A 26,221-nucleotide genomic window follows, 5' to 3' on the forward strand; every position below is an offset into this window, starting at 1 on the left:
AAGCAAACAAATAAATCCGTCCCTTTTCCGTCCTATCCCGTTGTGGGCGGGGTTGTTCGCGAAGATGCCCGAAAAAACACCCTCTAACTTTCGGTCAAACCATCGGACAAATAAATTCGTCCCCTTTCCCTTCCCAGGCTCAAGGTTTATACAGCACAAAAGGGCTTCAGATTAGGGCTCTGACAAAACCAAAAGCACCGCTCCAAAGATACTGGCTCCATCATCAACGGCAGATGATGCCTCATATATTGCTTCCGCCGCTGACATAAGCGAATTTTCTCCACCAGCCAAGGACAACGCCGAGACAGCTCGCGCCTGGCTAAACAGCTGAAGAGCATCCACATCTAAACCCTGCTCATCTTCTAACCTATCCTGCAAGTCAAAGTATTGATCATCCAGCTTTGCAACCAAACCTTCTAACGCAGATATCTGCCCACTTGTAAATTCTTCCCCGCGACGTAGTTGTTCAAGGGCGTCAACAACAAGAGGCATATCCACTGAAACTGCCTGAAAAGCAAGCTCACAAGCAACCCTGACCGCGCTTCGCTGCCGTTTTGGGCTAGCTGCTTTCAGCCTTTCTACAAGACCTTTCTCAACCGCTTCTAAACGCATAATCATTGCTTAACCTTTGGCAGTGGTTTTAATGGTGTTGATACATTGGCTCCTGTAGGTTCAATTACATTCTGACATGATGCACAGACTGGTCTCGTCGCTCCAATGTCAACAACTTTCAACCCATTAGTGTTGGCATAATTAACAATATCGGCCTCTGCGTGACCGGTTCCAACTACTACCTTTTCACCTTCTTGTAAACTCACTCCTTGGCGAAGATAACCACGAGGTTCACTAGTACTGACTAGAACAGAGCGGACACCATTCGCATCCTCTACCACCGCAACGCCCATCGTTATTCGGCCTTGGGAGTTTTCAGGAATTTGTGACTGGATTTCACTTACACGACTTTGGATAAGGCTTGATGGATTCTCATAGGCAAGACCTCGTTCTGGAGATAATGTACCTGCCCCTTTTGCCCCCGCAACCCTCGCCTCAGCCGCCACCAACTCCGCCAGATTACCCCCAGCCTTCGGCCTCAGTCCACCCTCAGCGGCTTCGTAATAAAAGACGCCATCTGAGCCGACGACTTCAGTATTACCGGTCCTGGTATTAACGACCCGACGATAGCCTTCCGGCAGTGCACCCGTCTCGTTAAACGCCGCTCCTGCTGAGCTTCCCTCACGATAACCCGCTGGAAGTACAACGTTGTCAGCGGCTTTAACGACCGTACTACTTGCCCCCAACTGGGCCAGCGTCTTAACCCGGTTCACCGGAAGGAAATTCAACGCAAATTCAACGTCGCTTTGCGCACGGATCGCGGCGCTGGCGGCGGTGTTGCCCTGCATGTCGTAGAGGCTCGCCAACGCCATTTTGGTTTGGCTCGCCTCGACGCTGCTCATCAACGAGTCGACCGGGTGCTTAGTCAGCCCTACCAGGCCATTGGCGATTTGTTCGCTGCCTTGCACCGGATTGCTCAGCAAGGCCCACGCCGAACCCGTTGCCTCCGACAATGCCCTCCCCGCACCTTGGGTGCTGCCGGTTACCGTACCCCAATCCGTCAGGCCCGGGCCGACTGCCAGGTTCTTGCGGTAGTAATTGGCGTATTCATAACTGAGATCGCCGGTGTAGAGCCCTTGCAGATTGATGGCATTGATTGTTTTGTCCGCGTACTGCGCCGCATGGGTGCTGCTGTAGTTGGCGATTAACGCGGCGGTTTCGGTAGGGGTGTAGGTTTTCGCGGGACCGGTTGCCGGAATATCCGTCGCTGCTGCGGGTGCGTACGTGGCGCCCAGCGGCGAGAGCGCGATACCCAAGTGTTTGACCGTCAGGGCATCGGGTGCAGCACCTTGGCCGTTCAGCACACCGTTCCAGTCTTTGTCGGTGTAATACACCAGCGCTTTGGCCAGGCGTCTTTCCGCTTCTGCAGGGCTGAGATTGGCTTCCTTCGCCAGACTATCGGCCTGTTTCTCCAGCAGCGGGATTTCGTCCGGGTGAAGCTGGCGATTGTACTGATCGGCCATCAGCGAAACCCAGGCCGCTTTCTCAACGTCTTTACCGGCAAGCCCGGCGGCGGTCAGGCCGACAATTTGTGCGGCGGCCTCGCGATATTCCGGCTGCGTTTTGAAAACATCATTCAAAGCGCCAGCCATGGCCTGGCTGGCACCGGCGGCCACCGCACCGGTCGCGAAGTCGCCGCCGGTGGCCGAGGACATCGCGCCACCCATCATGGCGTGCAGCGCGGTTCGTCCAGCGCCACCCTCGGCCCACAGCGCTATGCCGACTGAGTCTTTATCGGCCACTGCCTTGAGGTACTCTTTCTGAGCGAAACTGCCGACCTGGCTGAACCCCACTGCCGCGGCAACGGTCCCGGCCTGGGCCACGAGTCCATCGACCAGGTTGTCGCCCAAGCTGCCGCCGTTGACTGCGGTTTTGACCACGCCCGAGGTAACGCCTTGTGCGCCGGCATGCACGGCGAAACCACCTACGTCCTCAAGGGTAGATAAGTCAAAACCCTTGGTGATGCTGTTGTAAGGCTTGGTTGTCCCACCCAATTTCGGATCGATCACGCCGGTGGTAAACCCGGCGACCATCCCGGAAATGGCGGCATTTTTCAGGCTGTCGCTGCTGAAAGTGTCTTTAACAGCCGCGCCCAGATTACCCTTGTTGTTGATGACGCTGACGGCACCCGTGCTGGCCATGGACGTCATCGCCGCCGTGGCCATGACGTTGCCCCAGCCTGCCCCGACATAGGTTGCCCCTGCGGCCACAGCCTCGGCAGTCGTCGCCGCCGCCATGGCGGAGGCAGTGCCGGCCTGAGCCCCGGCTGCCGCGCCAGCCAGACCACTGGCCGCACCAGCGGTGAGGATCGTCACGATGATGATGATCGCCAGCATCGCGCCCTGGCCCAGGTTGGAGTGACTGTACTTGAAGGAGTCATGCACCTCCTTCACTTGGCGCCAGTCCACATCCCCGCGTTTTTCCGCTTCCTTGACCCAGGCCAGTTGCGGGTCGGCCTTGACCATCGCATCGATGGTCTGGCTGACGGTGTTTTGATTGATCTGTTTGATGTCGATTTTCAGCCCATCGACAGCCCGAATGGCCAACGAGCCTTGGGCAATCAGCTTGCTCTGACGCAACGTTTCATCGGTATTGCCCTTGCCCTTGGAGCTGGTCCAGGCCAAATCGCTCTTGCTCTTGGTGTGGCTTTCGTCGTGGTAGTCCTTGACCCCCTCAAAGGCAATGGCACCGCCACTTTCAAGGATCAGGTCTTTGCCACTGTTGAGCTTGGCCACCTGGTAGCGCTGATCGCCGGCACTGGCGAGGGTAAGGCGGCCGCCGGTGTTGATCTCGGTACCGACGTGGGTGATCTGAGTGACTTCATCGCGCTGGGCCTTCTTGGCGCCCCAGTTACCCTTCTCCTTCATGTCATACAGCGTATGCGTACTGTTCTGCGCAGCCAGCAGGTTCAGCTTGTTGCCGCTGTACAGATACGCTTCGTTGCCGGCGCTGATCTTGCTGGCGATGAGGTTGATGTCGCGGGCGGCCTGGGCGTTGAAGTTGTTGCCCGCGCTCAAGATGCTGGCGATTTGGGTGGTGCGGTCGTTTTCTTCAGTGATGCGTTTTTTGCCGTCCTTGGTTTTGCTGGTGACGTTGTGGATGTCGTCGGCCGAGGTCACGTTGAAGTCCTGGCCGGCCTTGATGGTCAGGTTGTTCCCGGCCTTGACCTGGCTGGCGATGACAGTGACGTCGCGGCCCGCATCCACGGTCAGGTTGCCGCCGACGGTAACGGTCGCGGCGAGGTTTTTTACGTCGGTGGTGATGCTCGACTTGTGGCCGCCGTGGCTGAATTCATGCTTCACGCGAGTGTCGGTTTTGGCCGCCAGGTTGATGTCCTGACCCGCCGTCAGGGTCGCGTTGCCGCCACTGCTTAATGCGCCGTGGCTGGTCAGGTCGCGGCCGGCCGCAATGGCCAGGTTATCCCGGGCGCTGATGCGGCTGCCCGCGTCAGTCAGGGTGCGCATGCCGGCGCCGTCGCGAACCTGAATCGCGGTGCGGTCGTTGATGATGTCGCCCCTGAGCGCGACAAGGCTGACCTGGCGGGCGCGGATCTCACCGGCCATGGCGTTGCGAATGCTGTCTTGCGCCAGTATTTGCAGATCGTTGCCGGCCTCGATCAGCCCGCCCTGGTAGACGCTGCCGGCGCTTTGCACGTTGAGGTTGTTGCTGGCGCGCAGCGTGCCGACGTTGACCAGATCGCCGCCGGTGAACAGGTTCAAGTCCCGACCCTGGATCAGGCTGCCGCCGCGTACATTGCGGCTATCGGCCTGGGCCAGGTACAGCACCGGCACGAGGACTTTTTGCCCGTCGACGATGCGGTTTTCCATCCAGACAATGTCATGGGTCAGCGCGCTGACCTGCTCGCCCGTCAACGAGACGCCAAGGCTCAGGCGCAGCGAATCTTTGCTGGCGAGGGCGTTATCCATCAGGTAGCGGTATTGGTCGTAATCACTGGTCAAACCGCCGGCGAGAAAACGCTGGCCGGTTTTCGCCAGCACTGCATCGCGAATCAGGCGCTGCTCGTAAAGGCCATCGCCGAGTCGGCGCCACGTCCTGTCGGCGTTGACGTTCAACAGCTTGAGCAGGTAGTCCGAACCAAAGAACTGCGACAGGTTCGTGAGGTTAGGATTGGTCTCGATCAGATAGCGGCTTGTCGGGTCGGGGTTCTTGATGAACAACCCGTAGTCGCCCTGGGGCAGTTGGAAGGTGGGCCCGGCCGTCGGGTCCACGGTGGTGAACGGGATGCCACTGTAATCCACCGGTTTGAAGACAGTCTGGACGCTGCCAGCCGTTGCGGCAGGTTTGATGGGCTGTACGGCGTCACCGGTCGTCTGCGGGTTGAGGTTGATGTCGATCCCGCCGACCTTGACGCCGGTCTGGTCGTCGCCCAGCGTCCCGGTCAATTGCGCGAGCGTGTTCTGGTGCAGCGTTCCGTTCTGCACGGTACGCGTGACGTTGAGGTTGACGGTAGCGCCGGCCTGAATCGTCGCGGCATAGGTCGGCTGAGGATCGTCGGACCAGACGGTGACATTGCTGCGTTCCTGGAAACGGCTGTCGCTGGAGCGAGATTTCAGCAGTTCGAAGCGGGCATCGTCGTAATTGCCAGCGGCCACGGCCTTGTTGAAGGCAGGGATGTCGACGTATTGCATCTGATCCCAATAACCGGTGGAAATGCGCCTCGGTGTACGGATCACGATGGTGTTCTGCCCGGTGCGGGTGGACGCGCCCTGGTTGAGCAGGTCATCGGCAATGATGGTCAGGTTGTTGTTGGCGGCCAGCAGGCTGTAGCGGTTCTGCACGCTTGAAGCCTGGATGTTGAGGTCTTTGCCTGCGACCAGCCGCGCCGAAGGAGAGTCCTTGACGGCGCGCTCGATGAACGTTTGGCCGATGGTGATCCAGCCGCGTTTGAAGGAGTCATGACCGCGACAGTGCTGGCTGCACGCCCACTTCAAGGTGCCGCTTACCCGTTGTTGTTCCAGCTCGAATTCGGCCTTGGCGTTTTCCAGCGAGACGGCGTGAAGGCTGATGTTGCCTAGGCTTTCGACGGTTCCGGAGAGGTTGCTGAAGCTTTGCGCGGCACCGCCGTCGATACCGGCGAAGCTCAGGTTTCCGGCGCTGTAGAGGTCGCCATAGCGGTTGAGCAGGCTACTGGCGCGCAAGGTCATGTCGCCGCCGCTGAACAGCAATGTGTCGGCGCCGTTGGTGATGCCGCCGAGGGCGGTGAGGTCGACCTTGCCTAGCGCACCCAATGTGCCACGGTTGTTGATTTGCGCCGCGTCGATGCGCAGGTTCTGGCGTGCCGTCAGGTAACCGAGGTTATCCAGCGTACCGCTCAGGTTGAGGCGGGTATCAGCGCCGGCCCCCAGGCGTCCACCGTTCTGGTTGACGTCATGGGCGGTGATGTTCAGCTTTCTTTGCGCGGATAACCGACCGCTGTTGAACAGATCGCCCGTAAGGTTCAGCGTGAGGTCGCCATCGCTGAGCAGCTCGCCAGCGTTGTTCAGGCTGCCAAGGTTCAACACCAGAGCGCTGCTGCTGGCCAGGCGATCGCCGGACTGCAGCGTCAGCGAATCGCTGGTGTAAGTCAGGGCCTCGTTGAGTTGTGCATGACCCAGCCCATCCACTGCGCCAAAGTCCCAGTCGCCGCTGCCCAGGCCGCTGATATCACCACCGGCACCGGTCAGGTGATCGAGGTGTAGCGTGAACAGCCCGGTGTTGGCGTGTTCGAGGGTTCCGGTACGGTTATCCAGCGTGCCGGACTTGAAACTGAATGACGAGTTACCGATCTCGATAGTGCCGTTCTGATTATTGACGGTGCCGGTGAAATCGAACGTGCTGGTGTCTGTCGAGGCGCGAAGCGTACTGGCGTTGTTGCCCAGTGCACGGATCCTTCCCGAAGCGCTGTTGTCCAGCGCGCCGCCCTGCAATGCAAGCCAGGTGTTGGATTCGATCAGGCCGCCCTGATTGATCAAGTGGTCGGCTGTCAGGTCAACGGTGTTGCCACTGAGCTGTCCACCGCTGTTGTCCAGCGTGGAACCTTTGAACACCAGCGCGGTTTTGGCGAAGAGTTTGCCGGCGCGACTGGTCAGCGAATCAACCGTCAGCTTCAGCCCGCCTACCAGGCTGACAATCATGCCGGCCCGGGTACCATTGCTACTGTTATCGAGACTGCCGGCGGTCACCTCGACGGTGTGGCCCTGGACCGTACCGCCAAGGTTGCTGATGCTGCCCTGGCCGAATTTCAGGCTGGCATGCCCACCGTTGGCGAGAATGACGCCGCCGCTGTTGTCCAGCCAGCCACCTTGCAGCAGCAGGCTCCCATCACTCTGTATGCGTCCATTGTGATTGAGCAGCTGCGCCTTGATGGCTGCCGGATCGAAGATCAGGCTCATGCCCTGGGCGCCTGCCGCCAGCAGCCCCGCATTGCTGTTGTCGAGCCCCGAGGCGTTCAGATCAATGCGTTCGCCGACGATTTTCCCGCCGCGGTTATCGACCTGCCCGCCTGGCGCACGAATGTTGACCTTGGCCCCCAGCATGCTGCCGCGCTGGTTATCGAGGCTCGAGGCTTTCAGATCGAGGTCTCCGTTGACCGCCAGCAGTCTGCCGCCCCGGTTGATCACCTCCTTGCCTGTGACTGAGAGCTGGTTTTGCGCCTGAAGCGTGCCTGACGTGTTGTCGAACCTGCCACGGGTGTGCACCTGCGCATTACCTGCGCTGGCAGAAAGCAGGCCGGCGCGATTATCAAGCATATCGGTATCGATGATGAGGCCATCGGCGCCGATTTGCCCGCCACGGTTATTCAGTTGGCGGGCGGTGATGGTCAGGCTGCCGCCCAGCACCTGGATCAAGCCTTCGCGGTTGTCCAGGCTGTCGAGTTGCAAGGTGGCCGCCTGCCCGGCGCCAAAGCGGATCACCCCCGCCAGGTTGACGATGGCCGGCGTGTTGATCACCAGCGACCGGTCACCAACGATTCGCGCGGCAGCCCCCTGGTTGGTTACCCGGGCGCTGGTCAGATCGACCGCCGCGCCTTGAACCACGCCCTGATTGGTCAGGTCTTTGCTCGCACGGATGCTCAACGCGCGACTGGCTTCGAGGCTGCCACTGTTGGTCACGGAGGGGCTGGTGATGCTCAGGTCGCCCGTGGTGTTGCGGCTGTTGTCGGCTTCGATGCCGGCGGCAATCACACCGGAGTTAGTGAGTTTGTCGGCATTGATGTCGATGCGATCGCGGGCGGCCAGGCTCTGCCGGTTGAACAGCTCGCCGGGCGTACGCACATCGACGCTGCCGGCGTAAGCCTTGCCGGTCATCTCGACACTTTGCGCGTTGACCCGCAAGGCACCTTGGGCCGATGCCTGCGCCATGCTCAGATGGCCGCCGGCATCGATTTGAATATCGCCGGCACTGGCGGCCATGTTGCCCGCCAGCTTGACTCCGACGCCCTGCTCGGTGCCCACCAGTTTGATGGTGTTGGCATACATCCCGCCCAGTGCCGCCGCATCGATTGCCAGTTGCGGCTTGTCGGCATCACGGGCCGCGCGAGGCGTGGTCGCCAGGCTGTCGGCGTTGACATTGTTGGCACCGGTGATGACGTTCAACTGCCGGGCATAAATGTTGGCGTTGATCTTCGCCGAACGGGTAATCAGGTCGAATTGATCAATGTTGGCCGCATCAAGCCCCATGCCATCGATGGTGATGCTGCCGCCATCGACTTCGAAGTGATCAAGCTTGCCGGTGCCGTCGAGTACAGGTTTGCCGGTGCTGAGGGTCACGCGCGGCGTGTTGATGAAACCGCAACCGTTACAGCTCACGCCGTAGGGGTTGGCGACAATGACCCGCGCTGACCGCCCCGCCACTTCGGTGTAGCCGTTGAGCTGGCTGGGACTGCCGCCGTTGACTTCGTTGAGGATGGTACTGGCGGCCCGTCCACCGAGCTGGCTGTTGCCCAGGATGTGGCCACCCAGTTGGGTGTTCTGCACCGCGTTGGTCGCGTTGTTGAGGATCACGCCCTGACGACCGACGTTGTAATCCTTGAACTGATTGTGCGAGAGCCCGGCGCCGTTGGGCGCGGCAATATTGATCACCGGTACGCCGTTGCCGGCCTGCCCGATGCCGGTCTGGGTGCCGCCACTGATGGCGATGCCCTCGGCCTGGGCCCAAATCGGCTGCCAAAACATGACGTTCGCCAGCAGCAAGGCCAGCAAGCGTTTGGGCATGCCCAGGAAGTGCGTGCGAGGGGCCACGGCAGCGGAAGGCTGGCGAGACAGAAAGGCAAGCTGGTGAACGTCCATATTCAAAAATCCTGACGCGATGACAAATCAATTAAAGAAACAGGTCGACCTGGAAATAGATCGGCGCCTCGCGCTCGGTGAGCACCGAGGGGCGTTCCAGCGAATGGGCGAATGTCACGCGGGTGGCGAGGTACTTGCCACGGGCAAAGAACTCCAGCGAGTTGCTGGACATTCGGCCATGCACTTCGCTGTTGTATCGGTCATTGCTGATGACGCCTTGGTCATAACCGACACTGGTGCCGTATTCGCTCAGGGCCGGACGCAGCCAATCGGCAGTCACCGGGCGGGTCCAGCGCAGCTCATTACGCCAGTAGCCGCCGCTGTCCCCGGATAAAAACTGGTCTTTGTAGCCACGCACCGATGAGCTGCCACCCAGGCTGATGCGTTGCGGGCTGAACAACACGTCTTCACTGCGCTGGCCCGTGGCGAGGCTGCTGAACGTGAAGGACTCGCCCAGCCAGTTGAACGGCAACAGGTAACTGGCCGTGGCGGTATATTTTCGATAACGGGCGTTGGCGGTAAGGTTGCCGGCCTCATCACGACGCTGGTCGTTGCCCTGCGCATCCAGCGCGCCGATCCCCTGCTGCATGCCCAGGTCCAGGTTGACGAACGAATGGCCAATACGCCGGCCGTGGTTGATCCCCAACTGGGCTTCGGTAATACGCTGGCTGCTGATATCCAGACGGCTGTCTTCGATGTAGTTGTTGGTGCGCAGGTGAGCGAAACCGGCATTGATCGACGTTTTGCTCACCGCATCGCGATGGACGAGGCGCTCGGCGCGCAATTGATGATTCTTGCTGTCGCCATTCTGGCTGAAATTGAAACCCTCACCTTGGGCCCGAGAGCGGTATTCGCTTTGGCTGTAGGTGTAACTGAAATTCCACCAGCCCCAAGGCACGTTGTAATAGAGCATGGCGTTTTTCGAGGTTTTCTGGTGATCGCTCAACGCATCATGGCCGCCGCGCACCATCAACTGGTCGGCCAGACCCAGCGGGCTGTCCCACTCAAAGCCTGCACCCCACTGCTGTTCACCGGTGCTTTTCTGACCGTCGTTGTTACGCGACAGGCTGGCGCGCCAAGGCTTCTGTGGGTTGTTCCTGACCAGCACGCTGCTGCCACCGACCTGAACGCCAGGGCTCAGCTCCATTTGCGCCTGGTTGGAGGGCAAACGGTTCAGCTGATCCACCAGTTGTTCTATTTCACGAAGATTAAGCAATTCGCCGGTTTTACCGGGGAAGGTCATGGACAGTTCTCGATCGGAGAGCGTGCTGTCGTCGGCACCTTTCAGGCTCTCGAGTTTGCCCTCGACCACCAACACACTTAGGTGACCGCTGGAGAGGTCTTGCTGCGGCAAGTAAGCGCGGCTGGTGATCATGCCCTTGCCGATGTAATGGTCGGTGATGGCCTTGAGCAATTCGTTGAGTTGCGAGACGCCCAGGCATTGGCCGATGTAAGGCTTGAGCAAGCGCTCACGGTCGGCAGCAGAAAGACTGTCGGCGCCCTTGAGCTCGATGTCTTTGATAGGAAAGCAACGTGTATCCACCGGGGCGGCAGGTGTTGCGGGCATTGTTGGCTTGCCCGGCAGTGCCTTGAGTTCTTCGAGCCGACGCTGCTGTTCTTCGATCAGGCGGTTCTGGCGATCGCGGATCAGGTCCTGGTCACCCGGCGTTGACGGGCTGGCGCCATTGGCACTGTTCTGTGTGCCCAAGCCAAGCAATAGGGCGCAAAGCACCGGCCACATCCGTGGGGAGATAAACATAACGCTCCATCGTTAATAAGTGCTGAAGGGGCAAATTGCCCGCAGAGGCAGGGTCGTAGTTCCCCTGAAACTGATGCCAGAAATACTGGCTAAATGACGCCAGCTATCACGGACGTGAAACAGACCGCACACATTTTGAAAAATTCAGCCGACAAGAAACTTATTATTAATTGTGTCAGGCCGACCTACCGAGCGTTGCGCCGGGAATGTAGGAGCGGGCTTGCCCGCGAAGGCGGCGGCCCAGTCAACATGGATGTCGCCTGACACACCGCTTTCGCGCCGCTTTTCGTAGGAGCCAGGCTTGCCGGCGAAAGCGCACTTAAGGACGCCTTCGCCGGCAAGCCTGGCTCCTACAGTCTGCTCGCGAAGAGGGTGTATCAGGCAATATCTATGTCGACTGAAAGTCCCTGTCGCGAGCAAGCTCGCAGAGCCGTGCCGCCAGCGCCTTGGCCTGGCTTGCCACGTCGGTCACCGCCGTGCTCTCCCACCACATCCCGCGCAACGGCGGGCCCATGGCGAACAAACGGCTGGCGACCTGTCCATCGGCGTTTAATACCGCGCCGTCAACCGCTGCCGCAATCCCCAGCGCCAATGGCCCCGGACGCACCAGACCGCGCGCTAACAGCTGCTGCGGTAACGGCCGCGCCACCCGCCGCCAGTCGTACTCGATGCCGCTGGAGTTGATCAACGCCGCGCCGCTGACAACGCACGTCTGTGCCTCGCCACGGCGCCGAATACGAATGCTGACCTCCCCGCTCAACGAAGGCTCCAGCCCTTTGAACGATGCGGCCTGAATCCGCAACCGCCCTTCCCCGTGCAGCCGCGCCACCAACTCAGCACTCAATGGCGGCGAGCGATGATGATGGCTTTCCCACCACGGCCGCACATGGCGCACAAACTGCCGACGCTGCCTATCCGTCGCCTGACTCCATAACCGCCCGATGTGCGCCCGCACGGTGTCCAGTGGTGCTTGCCAGTCAATGCCCTGAGCGATGGCATTGCGGCACTGCCGGCGCAGTTCGCGCATCAACTGGCGCGGCGTGCGAATGCTGTGATCCTCAGCCAGAAAATCCACCCACGTCGGCGGTTGCCGGCGCACATGGGGCAGCAGGCCATGACGGGAAAACACTTCGATAGGCCCGCGATGCCCGGCCTGTTCCAGCGACACCACGGCATCGACCATGGTCAGGCCGGAACCGATGATCAGCACCGTCGACTGCGGATCGAGCTGACGCATGGCGGCCACATCCCATGGATCGAGCGCCGCTGCGTTCAGGCCGCTGGATTCGGTTTGCTGCGTGCGGGCGGCAGCAAACATTCCCGTGGCCAACACCGCATAAGCACCTTGCAAGCGTTGCCCGTCATTCAAGGTCAGCAGCACCGTATCGTCTTGAGTCTGCAGGTCGACCACCTCGGCTCGCACATGCTCGACACTCGAACCATTCAATGCACCCACCGCTTGCGCCTCGGCCAGACGCTGCTGCACGTACAACCCGAAAATCCCCCGAGGCGGGAACAGTTCACTGACCGGCACATGCTGCTCATCCGACTCCGGCCAGCCGCCGGCCGCAATGTACTCCGTCAGCCATTGCGTCAGGTCGTCGGCATTGTCCGGGTCGACACTCATGCGCGCCGCATTGCCGTTGAGCGTATGGCCGAGCTCGACCGCGCTGTAGGCCTCGCCCCGACCAAGTTCGACCCGGGGTTCGATCACCAGCACCTGGCGCTTGCCCGGCAAACGCAACAACTGCGCCGCCAGCATCGTGCCACTGAGGCCGCCGCCGATGATCAGGATGTCCGCGTGGCGGATAATGTCAGTCGCCTGTCCGTGTGAGGTGTCAGTCATGGCGTTCTCATTGGTTGATAGTGACCTGTCCCGAGCCGATTCCGGTATTTATCCAATGTTGGCCGCTAAACAGTCAAATCACCACGTTACGCACAAATCGAGCCGCGACTTCCCCATCGTTGCGATAGGAATGCGGCTGGTTGCTGGCGAACATGAAGAACTCGCCGGCAGCGATTTTCTGCGGCTGGTCGCCGAGCATCAGGGTCAGGCAACCTTCGAACACATAGAGCTGCTCACTCCAGCCTTCGGCATCCGGCTGCGATGGATACACCTCGCCCGGTTGCAGGCACCATTCCCATTGTTCCACTTCACGGGTGGCGGTGGCTTTTGACAGTAAAACGGCTTTGCTGCCGGGGATCGTTCCCGCCCATGCGACTTCGTTGATGCGGCTCGGGTCGCGCGCATCCGGGGCCTGGATCAGATCGCTGAAGGCCACGTCTAGCGCTTCGGCCACGCGATCGAGGGTGGTCAGGCTGACATTCTTCTCGCCGGCCTCGATGGCCACCAGCATCCGACGGCTGACGCCGGACTTTTCGGCCAGGGCGCTCTGGCTCATGTCGGCGGCGTGGCGCAGACGTCGGACATTCTGGCTGACGTGCTGGAGGACCGACGCCCGTTGGGTGGAATCTTTGTGCACTATATTGCTCACTTGATGGTGTTGCGCAGTATACTGCCCAACTTCCGGCGCATTGTGCGTCTCCCTCAGGTAGCGCGCAAGGTCATGACGTCGGTGAACTCCTCCCCTGCTTCCTCCCGTTTCTCACGGTTCAGCAAAGCTGAATGCGTGTTGGTGCTGATCACCATGGTCTGGGGCGGGACCTTTTTGCTGGTGCAGCATGCGATGACCGTCAGCGGGCCGATGTTTTTCGTCGGTCTGCGTTTTGCGGCGGCGGCGAGCATCGTTGCCCTGTTCTCCTGGCGTCATCTGCGCGAACTGACCCTGTTCGAACTCAAGGCCGGGTCGTTTATCGGCGTGGCGATCATGCTCGGTTACGGCTTGCAGACTGTGGGTTTGCAGAGCATTCCCAGTAGCCAGTCGGCATTTATTACCGCGTTGTATGTGCCGTTCGTGCCATTGCTGCAATGGCTGGTGTTGGGACGACGTCCGGGGTTGATGCCGAGCATCGGGATCATGCTGGCCTTTACCGGGTTGATGCTGCTGTCGGGACCGGCCGGCGCTTCGTTCAATTTCAGCCCAGGTGAAATCGCCACATTGATCAGCGCCGTGGCGATTGCGGCGGAGATCATTCTGATCAGCACCTATGCCGGCCAAGTCGACGTGCGCCGGGTGACGGTGGTGCAACTGGCGGTGACTTCGGTGCTGGCGTTTCTGATGGTGGTGCCGACTCAGGAAGTGATTCCGGGGTTTTCCTGGTTGCTGTTGTGCAGCGCATTGGGGCTGGGCGCGGCGAGTGCGGCGATTCAGGTGGCGATGAACTGGGCGCAGAAGAGTGTGTCACCGACGCGGGCGACGCTGATCTACGCCGGGGAGCCGGTATGGGCCGGGATTGTCGGGCGGATTGCCGGGGAGCGGTTGCCGGCGATTGCGTTGGTCGGTGCGGGGTTGATTGTGGCGGCGGTGATTGTCAGTGAGTTGAAGACTAAGGGTAAGGCGGTTCTTGAGGTTGAGGACGATCTGGATCGCGAAGCCGAGCACTGATCGTTCCCACGCTCTGCGTGGGAATGCAGCCCGGGACGCTCCGCGTCCCAAGAGCGGACGCAGAGCGTCCATTGAGGCATTCCCACGCAGAGCGTGGGAACGATAAGCAGGAATTTTCCGCTTACCTTGTAGGATTCTGCGACAGCTTGGCGTTTGGTGATCCGGAAGCTGGCACGTATGATGCTTCACAAACTTCCGCAGATTAGAAGCCTATGTCCCTGATAGTTCTACTGCTTCTGCCTTTCATTGGCAGCTGTCTGGCAGCGATGCTGCCGCACAACGCGCGTAACACCGAATCGCTGTTGGCTGGCCTGGTCGCCCTGATCGGCACCGTCCAGGTCGCCCTCTTGTACCCACAAATCGCCCATGGCGGCGTGATCCGCGAAGAGTTCTTCTGGTTACCGAGCCTTGGCCTGAACTTCGTGCTGCGCATGGACGGTTTCGCCTGGCTGTTCTCGATGCTGGTGCTGGGCATCGGCACGCTGGTTTCGCTGTACGCCCGTTATTACATGTCACCGGACGATCCGGTGCCACGTTTCTTCGCGTTTTTCCTGGCGTTCATGGGCGCCATGCTCGGGTTGGTAATCTCCGGCAACCTGATCCAGATCGTATTTTTTTGGGAACTGACCAGCCTCTTCTCATTCCTGCTGATCGGCTACTGGCACCACCGCGCCGATGCGCGACGTGGCGCCTACATGGCACTGATGGTCACCGGCGCGGGCGGTTTGTGTTTGCTGGCGGGAGTCATGTTGCTCGGCCATGTGGTCGGCAGCTATGACCTGGACAAGGTCCTGGCCGCCGGCGAGCTGATTCGCGCACATGCCCTCTACCCTATTTTGCTGCCCCTGATCCTGATCGGCGCCCTGAGCAAAAGCGCACAATTCCCCTTCCACTTCTGGCTGCCCCACGCCATGGCGGCGCCGACACCGGTTTCGGCCTATCTGCACTCGGCGACTATGGTCAAGGCCGGGGTCTTCCTGCTCGCACGCCTATGGCCGTCGCTGTCCGGCAGTGAAGAATGGTTCTACATCGTCAGCGGGGCCGGGGCCTGCACCCTGTTGCTCGGCGCTTACTGCGCGATGTTTCAGAACGACCTCAAGGGCCTGCTGGCCTACTCGACCATCAGCCATCTGGGCCTGATCACTTTGCTGCTGGGGCTGAACAGTCCGCTGGCCGCCGTGGCCGCAGTGTTCCACATTCTCAACCACGCCACGTTCAAGGCCTCGTTGTTCATGGCCGCCGGGATCATCGACCACGAAAGTGGCACCCGGGACATTCGCAAACTCAGCGGCCTGATCAAACTGATCCCGTTCACCGCCACCCTGGCCATGGTCGCCAGTGCCTCCATGGCCGGCGTGCCGCTGCTCAACGGTTTCCTGTCAAAAGAAATGTTCTTCGCCGAAACCGTGTTCATCAACGCCACGGCCTGGATCGAGATGACCCTGCCGATCGTCGCGACCATCGCCGGGACGTTCAGCGTGGCCTACTCCCTGCGCTTCACCGTCGACGTGTTCTTCGGCCCGACCGCCACCGACCTGCCGCACACCCCGCACGAGCCGCCACGCTGGATGCGCGCGCCGGTGGAATTGCTGGTATTCACCTGTCTGGTGGTGGGAATTTTCCCCGCTCAAGTGGTCGGCCCATTGCTCGCGGCGGCGGCATTGCCAGTGGTGGGCGGCACGCTGCCCGAGTACAGCCTGGCGATCTGGCACGGCTGGAACGCGCCGATGATCATGAGCCTGATCGCCATGTCCTGCGGCGTTGTGCTTTATCTGCTGCTGCGTAATCAGCTCAAGCGCGGGCGCTTCGTCTATCCGCCAATCATTGGCCGGTTCAATGGCAAGCGTCTGTTCGAGCGCAGCCTGGTGATCATGATGCGCCTGGCTCGACGTCTGGAGCGACTGATCAACACCCGGCGCCTGCAAACCCAGCTGTTTCTGGTGGTGCTCGCCGCGGTGCTGGCCGGGTTGATCCCGATGCTGCACAGCAGCCTGAGCTGGGGCGACCGGCCGAAGATTCCGGGCTCGATCGTGTTCGTGATCCTCTGGCTGCTGGCAATGGCCTGCGCCCTCGGCGCGGCGTGGCAAGCCAAGTATCACCGCCTCGCGGCCCTGACCATGGTCAGCGTCTGCGGCCTGATGACCTGCGTGACCTTCGTCTGGTTCTCTGCACCGGACCTGGCCCTGACGCAACTGGTGGTCGAAGTAGTGACCACGGTGTTGATCCTCCTCGGTCTGCGCTGGCTGCCGCGACGGATCGAAGAGGTGTCGCCTTTGCCGAGCAGCCTGCGCAAGGCGCGAGTGCGAAGGGTTCGCGACCTGGCACTATCGATCACGGTCGGTGGCGGCATGGCGCTGCTGTCCTACGCGATGCTGACCCGCCAGACGCCCAACGACATTTCCTCGTTCTACCTCAGTCGCGCCCTGCCCGAAGGCGGCGGCAGCAACGTGGTCAACGTGATGTTGGTGGACTTCCGTGGTTTCGACACCCTCGGCGAAATCACCGTGCTGGTGGCGGTGGCCCTGGCCGTGTTCGCCCTGCTGCGACGCTTCCGTCCACCGAAAGAAAGCCTGCAGTTGCCGGCCCAGCAACGTTTGCTGGCGCCGGACGTGGTCACCGATCTGGTCAACCCGCGGCACGCCAGCGACACCGCGCTTGGCTTCATGATGGTGCCGGCGGTGCTGGTCCGTCTGCTGCTGCCGATTGCGTTTGTGGTGTCGGTCTACCTGTTCATGCGCGGGCACAATCAACCCGGTGGCGGTTTCGTCGCCGGCCTGGTGATGTCGGTGGCATTCATCCTGCAGTACATGGTCGCCGGCACCCAATGGGTCGAGGCGCAAATGAGCCTGCGCCCGCTGCGCTGGATGGGCACCGGACTGCTATTCGCCACAGTCACCGGGCTCGGGGCGATGGCGGCCGGGTATCCATTCCTTACCACTCACACCTGGCATTTCACCCTGCCGCTGCTGGGCGACATTCACATTGCCAGCGCGCTGTTTTTCGACATTGGTGTGTACGCCGTGGTGGTCGGTTCGACCCTGTTGATCCTCACCGCTCTCGCTCACCAATCGGTCCGTGGTCATAAAACCAGCGCGCAACCCAAGCCCGTGGCCAAAGCGGCTGCCACGCAAGGAGCCATCTGATGGAAGAAGTCATCGCAATCGCCATCGGTGTGCTGGCCGCGTCCGGCGTGTGGCTGGTGCTGCGGCCACGGACGTTCCAGGTGGTCATGGGCCTGTGCCTGCTGTCCTACGGCGTCAATCTGTTCATCTTCAGCATGGGCAGCCTGTTCATCGGCAAGGAGCCGAACATCAAGGACGGCGTGCCTCAGGATTTGCTGCACTACACCGACCCGCTGCCGCAAGCGTTGGTGCTGACCGCGATCGTCATCAGCTTCGCCATGACCGCGCTGTTCCTGGTAGTACTGCTCGCCTCCCGGGGCCTGACCGGTACCGACCATGTGGATGGTCGGGAGCCTAAAGAATGAATCCGATGGCGCACCTGATCGCTGCACCGATTCTGCTACCGCTGCTGACCGCCGCGGTGATGCTGATGCTCGGCGAGAAACACCGCCCGTTAAAGGCCAAAATCAATCTGTTCTCCAGCCTGCTGGGGCTGGGCATTGCCGTGATGTTGCTGCAATGGACCCAAACCACCGGCGTGCCCGGTTCCATAGGCGTGTACCTGCCGGGCAACTGGCCGGTGCCGTTCGGCATCGTGCTGGTGGTCGATCGTCTGTCGGCGCTGATGCTGGTGCTGACCGGAATCATCGGCGTCAGCGCCCTGCTGTTCGCCATGGCCCGCTGGGACGGCGCCGGTTCGAGTTTCCACGCGCTGTTCCAGATTCAGTTGATGGGCCTGTACGGCGCCTTCCTGACGGCAGACCTGTTCAACCTGTTCGTATTCTTCGAAGTGCTGCTGGCCGCCTCCTACGGACTGATGCTGCACGGTTCGGGCCGGGCGCGGGTGTCGTCGGGGCTGCATTACATCTCGATCAACCTGCTGGCCTCATCGCTGTTTCTGATTGGCGCGGCGCTGATCTACGGCGTCACCGGCACGTTGAACATGGCCGACCTGGCGCTGAAAATCCCGCTGGTGCCGGAAGCCGATCGCGGCTTGCTGCATGCTGGCGCGGCCATTCTGGCGGTGGCGTTCCTGGCCAAGGCCGGGATGTGGCCGCTGAACTTCTGGCTGGTGCCGGCCTACTCCGCGGCCAGTGCGCCCGTGGCGGCGATGTTCGCGATCATGACCAAGGTCGGCGTCTACACCTTGCTACGCCTGTGGACGCTGCTGTTTTCCGGGCAGGCCGGGGCATCCGCGTATTTCGGTGGCGACTGGCTGATCTACGGCGGCATGGCGACCATCGTCTGCGCCGCCGTGGCGATCCTCGCCGCGCAACGCCTGGAACGCATGGCCAGCCTGAGCATTCTGGTGTCGGCCGGCATTCTGTTGTCGGCCATCGGTTTCGCCCAGCCGAACCTGATCGGCGCGGCGCTGTTCTATCTGGTCAGCTCAACCCTGGCCTTGAGCGCGCTGTTCCTGCTGGCGGAGTTGATCGAGCGTTCGCGTTCGGCCAATGAAATGCCGTTGTTCGATGACGGTGAGCTACTTCCACGCCCCCTGGAATCCTTGCAGCCGCCCAAAGGCTTCAACCTCGATGACGACCGCAAAGCCGTGGTCGGCCAAGTGATTCCCTGGACCATGGCCTTCCTCGGTTTGAGCTTTATCGCCTGCGCCCTGCTGATCATCGGCATGCCGCCGCTCTCTGGGTTCATCGGCAAACTCAGTCTGCTCAGCGCCCTGCTTAACCCGCTGGGTCTGGGCAATGGCAGCGACGAACCGGTATCGAACGGCGCGTGGGGTTTGCTCGTCCTGTTGATCTTGTCCGGACTGGCCTCGCTGATCGCTTTCGCGCGTTTGGGCATCCAGCGTTTCTGGACCCCGCAAGAGCGACCGTCGCCCTTGCTGAGGCGCCTGGAATGCGTGCCGATCGTCCTTCTGCTGGGGCTGAGCATTGCGCTGACGTTCAAGGCTGAACCGCTGCTGCGCTACACCCAGGCCGCCGCTCAAGCGCTGAATAACCCGCAGCAATACGTGATGGCGGTGCTCGGCACTCGTGTGATTCCAGGCCCGCAAGCCAAGACAGCGCTGCTGGAGGTGCAACCGTGAAGCGTCTGTTTCCTGCACCGTGGTTGTCGTTGGCGCTATGGCTGCTGTGGCTAGTGTTGAACCTGTCGATGAGCCCCGGCAATCTATTGCTGGGCGCCATGCTGGGGTTCTGCGCACCGTTGATGATGCGCAAGCTGCGACCGCTGCCGATCCGCATTCGTCGTCCTGGGGTGATTCTGCGTTTGTTCTTGCTGGTCGGGCGTGACGTACTTGTGTCCAACCTCGCCGTGGCTTGGGGCGTGCTCAACGCGGGCCGTCGTGCGCCTCGCTCGCAGTTCATCAAGGTGCCGCTGGACTTGCGCGATGCCAACGGCCTGGCAGCGTTGTCGATTATTTGCACGGTGGTCCCCGGCACGGTCTGGTCGGAACTGGCATTGGATCGCAGCATTCTGTTGCTGCACGTTTTCGATCTGGATGACGAAAGCCAATTCATCCGGCACTTCAAGACGACCTATGAGCGTCCCTTGATGGAGATCTTCGAATGAGCGCATTGCTGTCGAACGCGATCCTGCTGAGCCTGTTCCTCTTCTCGGTGGCGATGATTCTGACCCTGATCCGTCTGTTCAAAGGCCCGTCGGCTCAGGACCGGGTTCTTGCCCTGGATTACCTGTACATCGTCGCCATGCTGATGATGCTTGCGCTGGGCATTCGTTATGCCAGTGACACTTACTTCGAGGCGGCGCTGCTGATCGCCCTGTTTGGCTTCGTCGGCTCGTTTGCCCTGGCCAAATTCCTGTTGCGCGGCGAGGTGATCGAATGAGTGCTGAATTGTCTCTTTGGGTGGAAGTACCGGTAGCGATTCTGCTGGTGCTCGGCAGCCTGTTTGCGCTGATCGGTGCGATCGGGCTGCTGCGGATGAAGGATTATTTCCAGCGCATGCACCCGCCGGCGCTGGCCTCGACCCTGGGCGCATGGTGCGTGGCACTGGCCTCGATCATTTACTTTTCGGCGCTCAACTCGGCGCCGGTGCTGCATGCCTGGCTGATCCCGGTTTTGCTGTCCATCACCGTGCCGGTGACCACACTGCTGCTGGCCCGGGCAGCGCTGTTTCGCAAGCGCATGGCGGGGGATGATGTGCCGGCTGAGGTGAGTAGTCGGAGGACGGAAACGGGGAGTTAAATCTGCGGGTTTTGTGTTGATTGATAGGGCCTCTTCGCGAGCAAGCCCGCTCCCACATTAGATTAGTTGTGTACACATATTCTCTACACGACACAGATCCAATGTGGGAGCGGGCTTGCTCGCGAAGGCGACAGTCGTGTCACCTTAAATCCAGGCGACTGCCAACAACCCCGCCCCCAACACCACACACAACGGCGAATACGCCCACGTATCCAGCCGGGCAAACCTCGAATCTTTCTCCTGCTTGAAAAACCCCACCAGATTCGAATCACCGATCGCCCGGGCAAACATCAGCATCGCGATCGCGCTGATCACCCATTGCAACGACCAATGATGCACCGTGGGCAAATACAGCCCGACCCGCAGGCACACCAGCATCGCGATCAGCAGTAAACCCACCGCTACCAGCAACGTGGCAAAGCCCGACGGCTTGAACGCGGGCCTTGATGCTTCACCGCCCTTCACGGGCACGCGCGGCACCGCCGCCTCGCTGCCCCACTTGCCACCCGCCGCCCAATACAGGTGGATCAAGCTGATGAATAGAAAGATTGCAGCAATCCATTGCGCGACCAATAGGCTCATATTCAGACGTCCCGTGTGAAATTTAATGTAGGAGCCGCCGCAGGCTGCGATCTTTTGACGTTGCTTTTTGAAAAACAAGCTCAAAAGATCGCAGCCTGCGGCAGCTCCTACAGGGATTTTATTTGAGTTCGGCAGAGACTTTATCCGCCACATCCTTGGGCAGCCAGGCCTGCCACACGTCCGGGTGCGCCTTCATGAACGCCTCCGCGGCTTGACGCGGCGGGGTGTGTTTTTCGCTCATGTCAGCCAGGGCCTTGTTCAACGCTTCGATCGGTAAATCGACCTTGGTGAAGAACTCGGCAATCTGCGGGTATTGCTTCTTGAATGGTGTGGACACGCCGATGGACAGTTTCGAGGGCAACGAACGCGTCGGTTTCGGATTGGGGTGGTCGGCGTCGGTCAGAGTTTTCCAGGCTTCGGCATCGAACGGCGGCTCTTGCAGCTGAATCAGCTTGAAGCGGCCGAGCAATGGCGTCGGGGACCAGTAATAGAACAGCACCGGTTTGCCGCGACGAATCGACGAACTGATCTCTGCGTCCAGCGCCGCCCCCGAACCACTGCGAAAGTTCACGTAGCTGTCATCCAGCCCGTACGCCTTGAGTTTCTGCTTGTTGACCACTTCCGACGTCCAGCCGATCGGGCTGTTGAGAAAACGCCCCTTGCCCGGGGTTTCCGGGTCTTTGAACACGTCTTTGTAGCGTGGCAGATCACTGATACTGCGCAGATCCGGCGCCATCGGCTTGATGCCCTTGGCCGGGTCGCCCTTGATCACGTACTCCGGCACCCACCAGCCCTCGGTGGCGCCCTTGACCGTATCGCCCAGGGCCACGACTTTGCCTTCGGCTTCAGCCTTGACCCAGACCGGACTGCGACCGGCCCATTCTTCGCCAATGACCTGAATGTCATTGTTGGCCAGTGCGGTCTCCAGGGTAATGGTCGTCCCCGGCAAGGTGTCGGTCGGCAAGCCATAACCCTTCTCGACGATGATCCGCAGAATATCGGTGATCAGGCTGCCGCTTTCCCAGTTCAGGTCGGCGAAGTGGATCGGCGCCTGGGCGGCGAACGCCGGAACGGGTGAAGCCAACAAACCGAACGTGGCCAGGGTAGCGGCCAGTAACCGTCGAAATCCCTTCATGCTTTTGCACCTCGTGCTGTTCACAGCAATAGCAGGATAGCCTGACAAAGAAGACCGCAAGCCTCTGAATACTCAGTCATCTGACTGTAGTTGAGGTTCTTGCTTTCGAGGGGCGAGGATTAATTTTCGGAAGGTTCCTGCAAGTGTGCAAGCTCTCTTCTGACCATGCTGGCGTACGCCGCCGGACGCAACAGGTAGATCTGTGACGCCACCCAATTCAGCCAGGTTCCCTGTAGAACGGCCTTTTGAGCCAACAAGCGCTGCGCCTCGGCGTGGGCACTGGCCTGGTTCTGTTCATGGAAATCGGCGCGGGTCAGGGTCATTACTCGCTGGCCTTGAAGGTCACCAGTTCGCCCTTGCGCCACTTGGCAGCCTTGGCAGTCACGGCTTTCAGGGTTTTGGTCAGGCCTTCCTGCAATTGTTGGTGGGCTGCAAACACCATCACCACGCTATGACCTTCCTTGAACACGATGCCGTGGCCGTCTGCGGTGGTCACGAACGCGTAATCCCCCAGCCCGTATACCGTCAGTTTGATTTCACGGAACTTGATGTCCAGCTTGCCGCCTTCGCGACTGGGCAATACGGAGGCGCTGAAATGATCGCCGACCTTGAGTTTAAGCCCGGGTTTGTCATCCACCACCAGCGCTGATTCAGTGTCCAGTTCGGCAATATAAATGCCTTCAGCGTTCTGTTCAGTGATGTAGACGAAACGTGACTGAAACTGTTTAACCAGCTTTGCGCGCAAATCACCCAGTACGAACAAAGCATGCATATCGAGATTACTTACTGCCAAGGAAACATCCCCACATCTGAAAATGACGCCGTGGGCGGGAAACGCGCACAGCAGAAAAAAGCGGCAATGCCGAGGTGTAGCCAAATGACCCGGGTGGAATCCTGGAATGAGCAGAGGACCCATTCATCGCGAGGTTCGAGAAGATTACTGGAACATCCCTCACGTCGTCTTGCCTGGCGGTCGTCAGATGTTGAAGGAAAAGGCCCTTCTGACGGCCAGATAAAACCGGATTACCAACTTTAGGGAAAAATCTCTTTAAAAAAAGCACTTTTCCGACATATCGCCAGTAAAAAATTGCTTTAGATGAGCGTCAATCGCCAACCATTGATGGTGATTCTAGAGCAGCCATGCTCACCGAGACTACCCATAACAACGTACACACGTCGGTAAAACCACGAAAAGGACTTCATATGTGCACACTGACTCACTTTGCCCAACCTCATACCCAATACACAAACGGCTCGTCACCTCTGCATTCGATGGGGCTCCAGCAGCAGGACTTCCTTCCTGAAGAGCTTCTGCTCCCGCGTTTTCAGGTGGTATTGGCCGGCAACGCCTTTTTCCATATCAGAGAAATATCCACTGGACGTGTAAGAGGTTTCCGCGCCAATCATAACGAAGCCTGCGCCCTTGCCCGTTCGCTTGAGGCATGCAGTTGAGGCACCTGCAGCATTCACGTCTATAGACGTTCCGTCACGCCGGCGACTTAACTCAGCCGCCGGCAGGCAACTACTGCCATACTGCCCGAACAATGAAACCCGGCCCCAAGGCGGACGGCGTTCAATACAACAGACTATTTCCAAGGGAAGACTGCTACGTGACGGAATTTGATATCGGTGAATTTTTTATCCGGGGCGAAGCCAGAGAGGTCGAAGGTGAATTCCAGGCAGTCATTATCATGCGCGCCAAACCGCCATTGACCACTGTGACGTATCACCAGGTCGAAAAGGATCGCTGGTTCAAGACCGCGGATGTCGCGGCCATTGCCGCCCAGGAGTCCGCGAAAGCCCTGAAGCTTGCCGTCGATGAAGGGGCATTGAAAGCCTGAACATCGGATTTGCAGTCTATGCTCATCTCTGCTTTTGAATATTGCTATCGAACGCTTGGAGCGCGGCTCCCTTCTCTGTAATGAAACGCTGCACCTCGGATCTCGCACTCGACGCGACGGATTATCTGCAAGGAGATGAAGATGGATTCACCCACACATGATTTGAAAGGCTTGTTCGATCAGCTTGGTCTGGATTCCAGCGAAAAGGCCATCGACGATTTCATTGCCCGTCATTCACCCTTGCCCGATGACAAGAAACTCATCGACGCCGAGTTCTGGACCCCGCAACAAGCCGGCTTCCTCAAGGAACAACTGCGTGAAGACGCCGATTGGGCGCATGTGGTCGACGACCTGAACCTGCGCATGCACCAGATCCACTAATCTCTCAGCGAGGACGTTCTGGTTTGTAACCCAAGCGCAACCCACCCCAATGCCGGCCCTTGAGCATGATCGGCACCGAGAGATCGTGCATCAGTTCACCGGTGTCGCGGGTGTAGGTCTGCAACAGCACGGCCTGTTGATGGCTGCCACAGCGAATCCCGGTGCGGTCGGCGAACTTGCGCTTGGTGCGGTTTTGCAGGGTATCGACCTGCGCATCACCGGTCAGTGGTTGGCTGAACACGGTGTTGTGGGTCGGCACATAACCCTGCTGCGTGCAGGCGATGGCGAATACCAGGCCTTCATGGCGCGGCAGCAACGGTTCCTGAATCGCCGGCAAGACCTGATCGGTGTAGCGGTCGAAGCGGGTCTGGTATTTGGCCGGACTGGTGTTGGGGATCGCCTGGTAATTGCGATCAAACAAGTCATCGAGGCTGACCCGGCCCTGATCGATATCCGCTTCAAAACGCGCCGCAATCTGACTCGCCCCTTCGCGGGCCAGGTCGTAAATTCGCTGGTGATAATCATCCAGTCCGACTGCAGCAAGGCGTTCACTGATGGTTTCGGCCTGCCCTTCCATTTGTACCGCAGCCTGGGCGAGCCGCTGGGTCTGCTGGTCGCTGATCGCCAAATCGCTGCGCATCTGTTCGATGGCGTGGAACAGACTGTCGAGCTGTTCGCGATTGGTATCTGCACCCTGAGCGATTTCCCCGACCTGCCTTTCGACGCCGGCGGCCAGGCGCGCGATGTTTTCCAAGTGCTGTCCGGTGTGCTCGACTTGCGCGACGCCAGTGTTCAGATCGCTCGCCAGTTGACGAATCTGTTCCACCACTTGCGCGGTGCGTTGTTGAATGTCGGCGACCATCTCCCCGACTTCACCGGTCGCCGTCGCCGTGCGCGCGGCCAGCCCGCGAACCTCATCGGCCACCACCGCAAAGCCGCGACCGTGCTCGCCGGCCCGCGCCGCTTCGATGGCCGCGTTCAGCGCCAACAAATTGGTCTGGCTGGCGATGGACTGGATCACCAGCGTGACCCGCTGGATATCGTCGCTGCGCAGGCTCAGGGCTTCGATCAGCTCGCGGCTGCTGCTGGCACGCTGACTGAGTTGATGCATGCGCGCAATGGACTCGACCAGTTCAGTGCGCCCTGCCGCGCTGCTCTGATGGGCTTCGCTGGCCGCGCTCAAGGCTTCCCGACTGAGCTTCGAGGTAGCGTGTTCGGTCGCGATCATCACTTCGGCGCTGCTGACAATCTGCGCCGCGGCGTTGAGCTGCGATTGCAGTTTGTCTGCCAGTTGCTTGACCGAATAGGCCACGCCGGCGGCCGACAAGGCGTTGTGACTGGTGGTGTAGGAAAGATCGCGAGTCAACCCGGCGATGGCGCTGGTACTGTCCGCAGGGGTTGCGTCAGGAAGAGTGCGCGAGCGCAGGCGCGGCAGCCAGATAATCAGCACGGCCAATGGCAGGCCAAGGTAGAGCGACCAACCAGCCAATGCCATGGCGCACAGCAACAGCATCAGGGCGATGCTTTGCAAGGTCGGCGTGAGCCAAAGGTTTTTCGGCAAAAGTACGGCTGCGGGCACTGCCCCAGCCAGAGACCCGTCTCGCATCATTGTTTGTCACCCCAGACATCTTCTAATTGTTGTATCCGCATTAAACGCCACCACAAGGCCATTATCTATGGTCCGTTAGTAGTGGGGGGTTGCAGCAGATCAATAGAAGTGCGTGAGATTGTTCGGGCGACAAAAAGGTTCGCGGGTAAGTCGGATCTGGCGGGGCTTGGTATTGGAGTACATATCCATTTCTGCGGCCTTGAGGCCGGGCTCTATCGTT

20 protein-coding genes are annotated in these 26,221 nt (G+C 60.1%); 10 read left to right on the top strand and 10 right to left on the bottom strand.

Annotated elements, in window-relative coordinates; genetic code table 11:
- Positions 1-171: 171 nt before the first annotated feature.
- From MEB48_RS02970 to MEB48_RS02990, 5 genes are all read right to left on the bottom strand, one after another.
- Positions 172-618: a hypothetical protein gene (locus MEB48_RS02970; RefSeq protein ID WP_237881711.1), complete on the bottom strand. Its 447-nt coding sequence runs from the start codon at positions 616-618 to the stop codon at positions 172-174.
- Positions 615-8,900 (bottom strand): two-partner secretion domain-containing protein, encoded by an 8,286-nt coding sequence (locus MEB48_RS02975; protein ID WP_237881713.1) that lies wholly within the window; start codon positions 8,898-8,900, stop codon positions 615-617. The genes MEB48_RS02970 and MEB48_RS02975 overlap by 4 nt, the downstream gene beginning before the upstream one ends.
- Before the next feature lie 31 nt (positions 8,901-8,931).
- Positions 8,932-10,659, bottom strand: coding sequence for a ShlB/FhaC/HecB family hemolysin secretion/activation protein (locus tag MEB48_RS02980; RefSeq protein WP_330932686.1), 1,728 nt, complete (start codon positions 10,657-10,659; stop codon positions 8,932-8,934).
- A 388-nt stretch (positions 10,660-11,047) separates the two neighbouring features.
- Positions 11,048-12,505: an FAD/NAD(P)-binding protein gene (locus MEB48_RS02985; protein WP_237881715.1), complete on the bottom strand. Its 1,458-nt coding sequence runs from the start codon at positions 12,503-12,505 to the stop codon at positions 11,048-11,050.
- 73 nt (positions 12,506-12,578) lie between these two features.
- Positions 12,579-13,142: a helix-turn-helix domain-containing protein gene (locus tag MEB48_RS02990; RefSeq protein WP_237881717.1), complete on the bottom strand. Its 564-nt coding sequence runs from the start codon at positions 13,140-13,142 to the stop codon at positions 12,579-12,581.
- 15 nt (positions 13,143-13,157) lie between these two features.
- Between MEB48_RS02990 and MEB48_RS02995 the strand changes: the two genes are divergently transcribed.
- From MEB48_RS02995 to MEB48_RS03025, 7 genes are all read left to right on the top strand, one after another.
- Complete coding sequence (locus tag MEB48_RS02995; protein WP_237882007.1) at positions 13,158-14,165, top strand: DMT family transporter; 1,008 nt, start codon at positions 13,158-13,160, stop codon at positions 14,163-14,165.
- Positions 14,166-14,377: 212 nt separating this feature from the next.
- Positions 14,378-17,308, top strand: a complete 2,931-nt coding sequence (locus MEB48_RS03000; protein WP_237881718.1) for a monovalent cation/H+ antiporter subunit A — start codon at positions 14,378-14,380, stop codon at positions 17,306-17,308.
- Positions 17,308-17,652, top strand: coding sequence for a Na+/H+ antiporter subunit C (locus tag MEB48_RS03005; RefSeq protein ID WP_008029186.1), 345 nt, complete (start codon positions 17,308-17,310; stop codon positions 17,650-17,652). The genes MEB48_RS03000 and MEB48_RS03005 overlap by 1 nt, the downstream gene beginning before the upstream one ends.
- Positions 17,649-19,334 (top strand): monovalent cation/H+ antiporter subunit D, encoded by a 1,686-nt coding sequence (locus tag MEB48_RS03010; protein WP_237881720.1) that lies wholly within the window; start codon positions 17,649-17,651, stop codon positions 19,332-19,334. The genes MEB48_RS03005 and MEB48_RS03010 overlap by 4 nt, the downstream gene beginning before the upstream one ends.
- Complete coding sequence (locus MEB48_RS03015) at positions 19,331-19,819, top strand: Na+/H+ antiporter subunit E (RefSeq protein WP_237881722.1); 489 nt, start codon at positions 19,331-19,333, stop codon at positions 19,817-19,819. Before MEB48_RS03010 ends, MEB48_RS03015 begins: the two co-directional genes overlap by 4 nt.
- Positions 19,816-20,094: a K+/H+ antiporter subunit F gene (locus tag MEB48_RS03020; RefSeq protein ID WP_237881723.1), complete on the top strand. Its 279-nt coding sequence runs from the start codon at positions 19,816-19,818 to the stop codon at positions 20,092-20,094. The genes MEB48_RS03015 and MEB48_RS03020 overlap by 4 nt, the downstream gene beginning before the upstream one ends.
- Positions 20,091-20,453, top strand: a complete 363-nt coding sequence (locus tag MEB48_RS03025; RefSeq protein WP_237881725.1) for a Na+/H+ antiporter subunit G — start codon at positions 20,091-20,093, stop codon at positions 20,451-20,453. The genes MEB48_RS03020 and MEB48_RS03025 overlap by 4 nt, the downstream gene beginning before the upstream one ends.
- Positions 20,454-20,597: 144 nt before the next feature.
- Here the strand turns inward: MEB48_RS03025 and MEB48_RS03030 are convergent, their stop codons facing one another.
- From MEB48_RS03030 to MEB48_RS03045, 4 genes are all read right to left on the bottom strand, one after another.
- A complete protein-coding gene (locus tag MEB48_RS03030; protein WP_237881727.1) occupies positions 20,598-21,035 on the bottom strand; it encodes a DUF3995 domain-containing protein in 438 nt (145 codons plus the stop codon).
- A 118-nt stretch (positions 21,036-21,153) separates the two neighbouring features.
- Entirely contained in the window at positions 21,154-22,170 is a 1,017-nt protein-coding gene (locus MEB48_RS03035; RefSeq protein ID WP_237881729.1) for an ABC transporter substrate-binding protein, read from the bottom strand.
- A gap of 119 nt (positions 22,171-22,289) precedes the next feature.
- A complete protein-coding gene (locus MEB48_RS03040; protein WP_237881732.1) occupies positions 22,290-22,493 on the bottom strand; it encodes a hypothetical protein in 204 nt (67 codons plus the stop codon).
- Entirely contained in the window at positions 22,493-22,963 is a 471-nt protein-coding gene (locus tag MEB48_RS03045; RefSeq protein ID WP_007907879.1) for a hypothetical protein, read from the bottom strand. Before MEB48_RS03045 ends, MEB48_RS03040 begins: the two co-directional genes overlap by 1 nt.
- A 410-nt stretch (positions 22,964-23,373) precedes the next feature.
- Here MEB48_RS03045 and MEB48_RS03050 point away from each other — a divergent pair, with 410 nt between their 5' ends.
- From MEB48_RS03050 to MEB48_RS03060, 3 genes are all read left to right on the top strand, one after another.
- Complete coding sequence (locus MEB48_RS03050) at positions 23,374-23,622, top strand: hypothetical protein (RefSeq protein WP_237882009.1); 249 nt, start codon at positions 23,374-23,376, stop codon at positions 23,620-23,622.
- Positions 23,623-23,780: 158 nt separating this feature from the next.
- Positions 23,781-24,011 (top strand): hypothetical protein, encoded by a 231-nt coding sequence (locus tag MEB48_RS03055; protein WP_237882012.1) that lies wholly within the window; start codon positions 23,781-23,783, stop codon positions 24,009-24,011.
- A 141-nt stretch (positions 24,012-24,152) separates the two neighbouring features.
- Complete coding sequence (locus MEB48_RS03060; RefSeq protein ID WP_237881734.1) at positions 24,153-24,392, top strand: DUF2789 domain-containing protein; 240 nt, start codon at positions 24,153-24,155, stop codon at positions 24,390-24,392.
- Between the two features lie 4 nt (positions 24,393-24,396).
- Here MEB48_RS03060 and MEB48_RS03065 read toward each other — a convergent pair whose 3' ends face one another.
- The gene (locus MEB48_RS03065; RefSeq protein WP_237881736.1) at positions 24,397-26,001 is read right to left on the bottom strand and encodes a methyl-accepting chemotaxis protein; all 1,605 of its coding nucleotides are present in this window, start codon (positions 25,999-26,001) and stop codon (positions 24,397-24,399) included.
- Between the last annotated feature and the right edge of the window lie 220 nt (positions 26,002-26,221).

This window comes from Pseudomonas sp. PGPR40 (assembly GCF_022014505.1).
Classification (GTDB): Bacteria; Pseudomonadota; Gammaproteobacteria; order Pseudomonadales; family Pseudomonadaceae; genus Aquipseudomonas.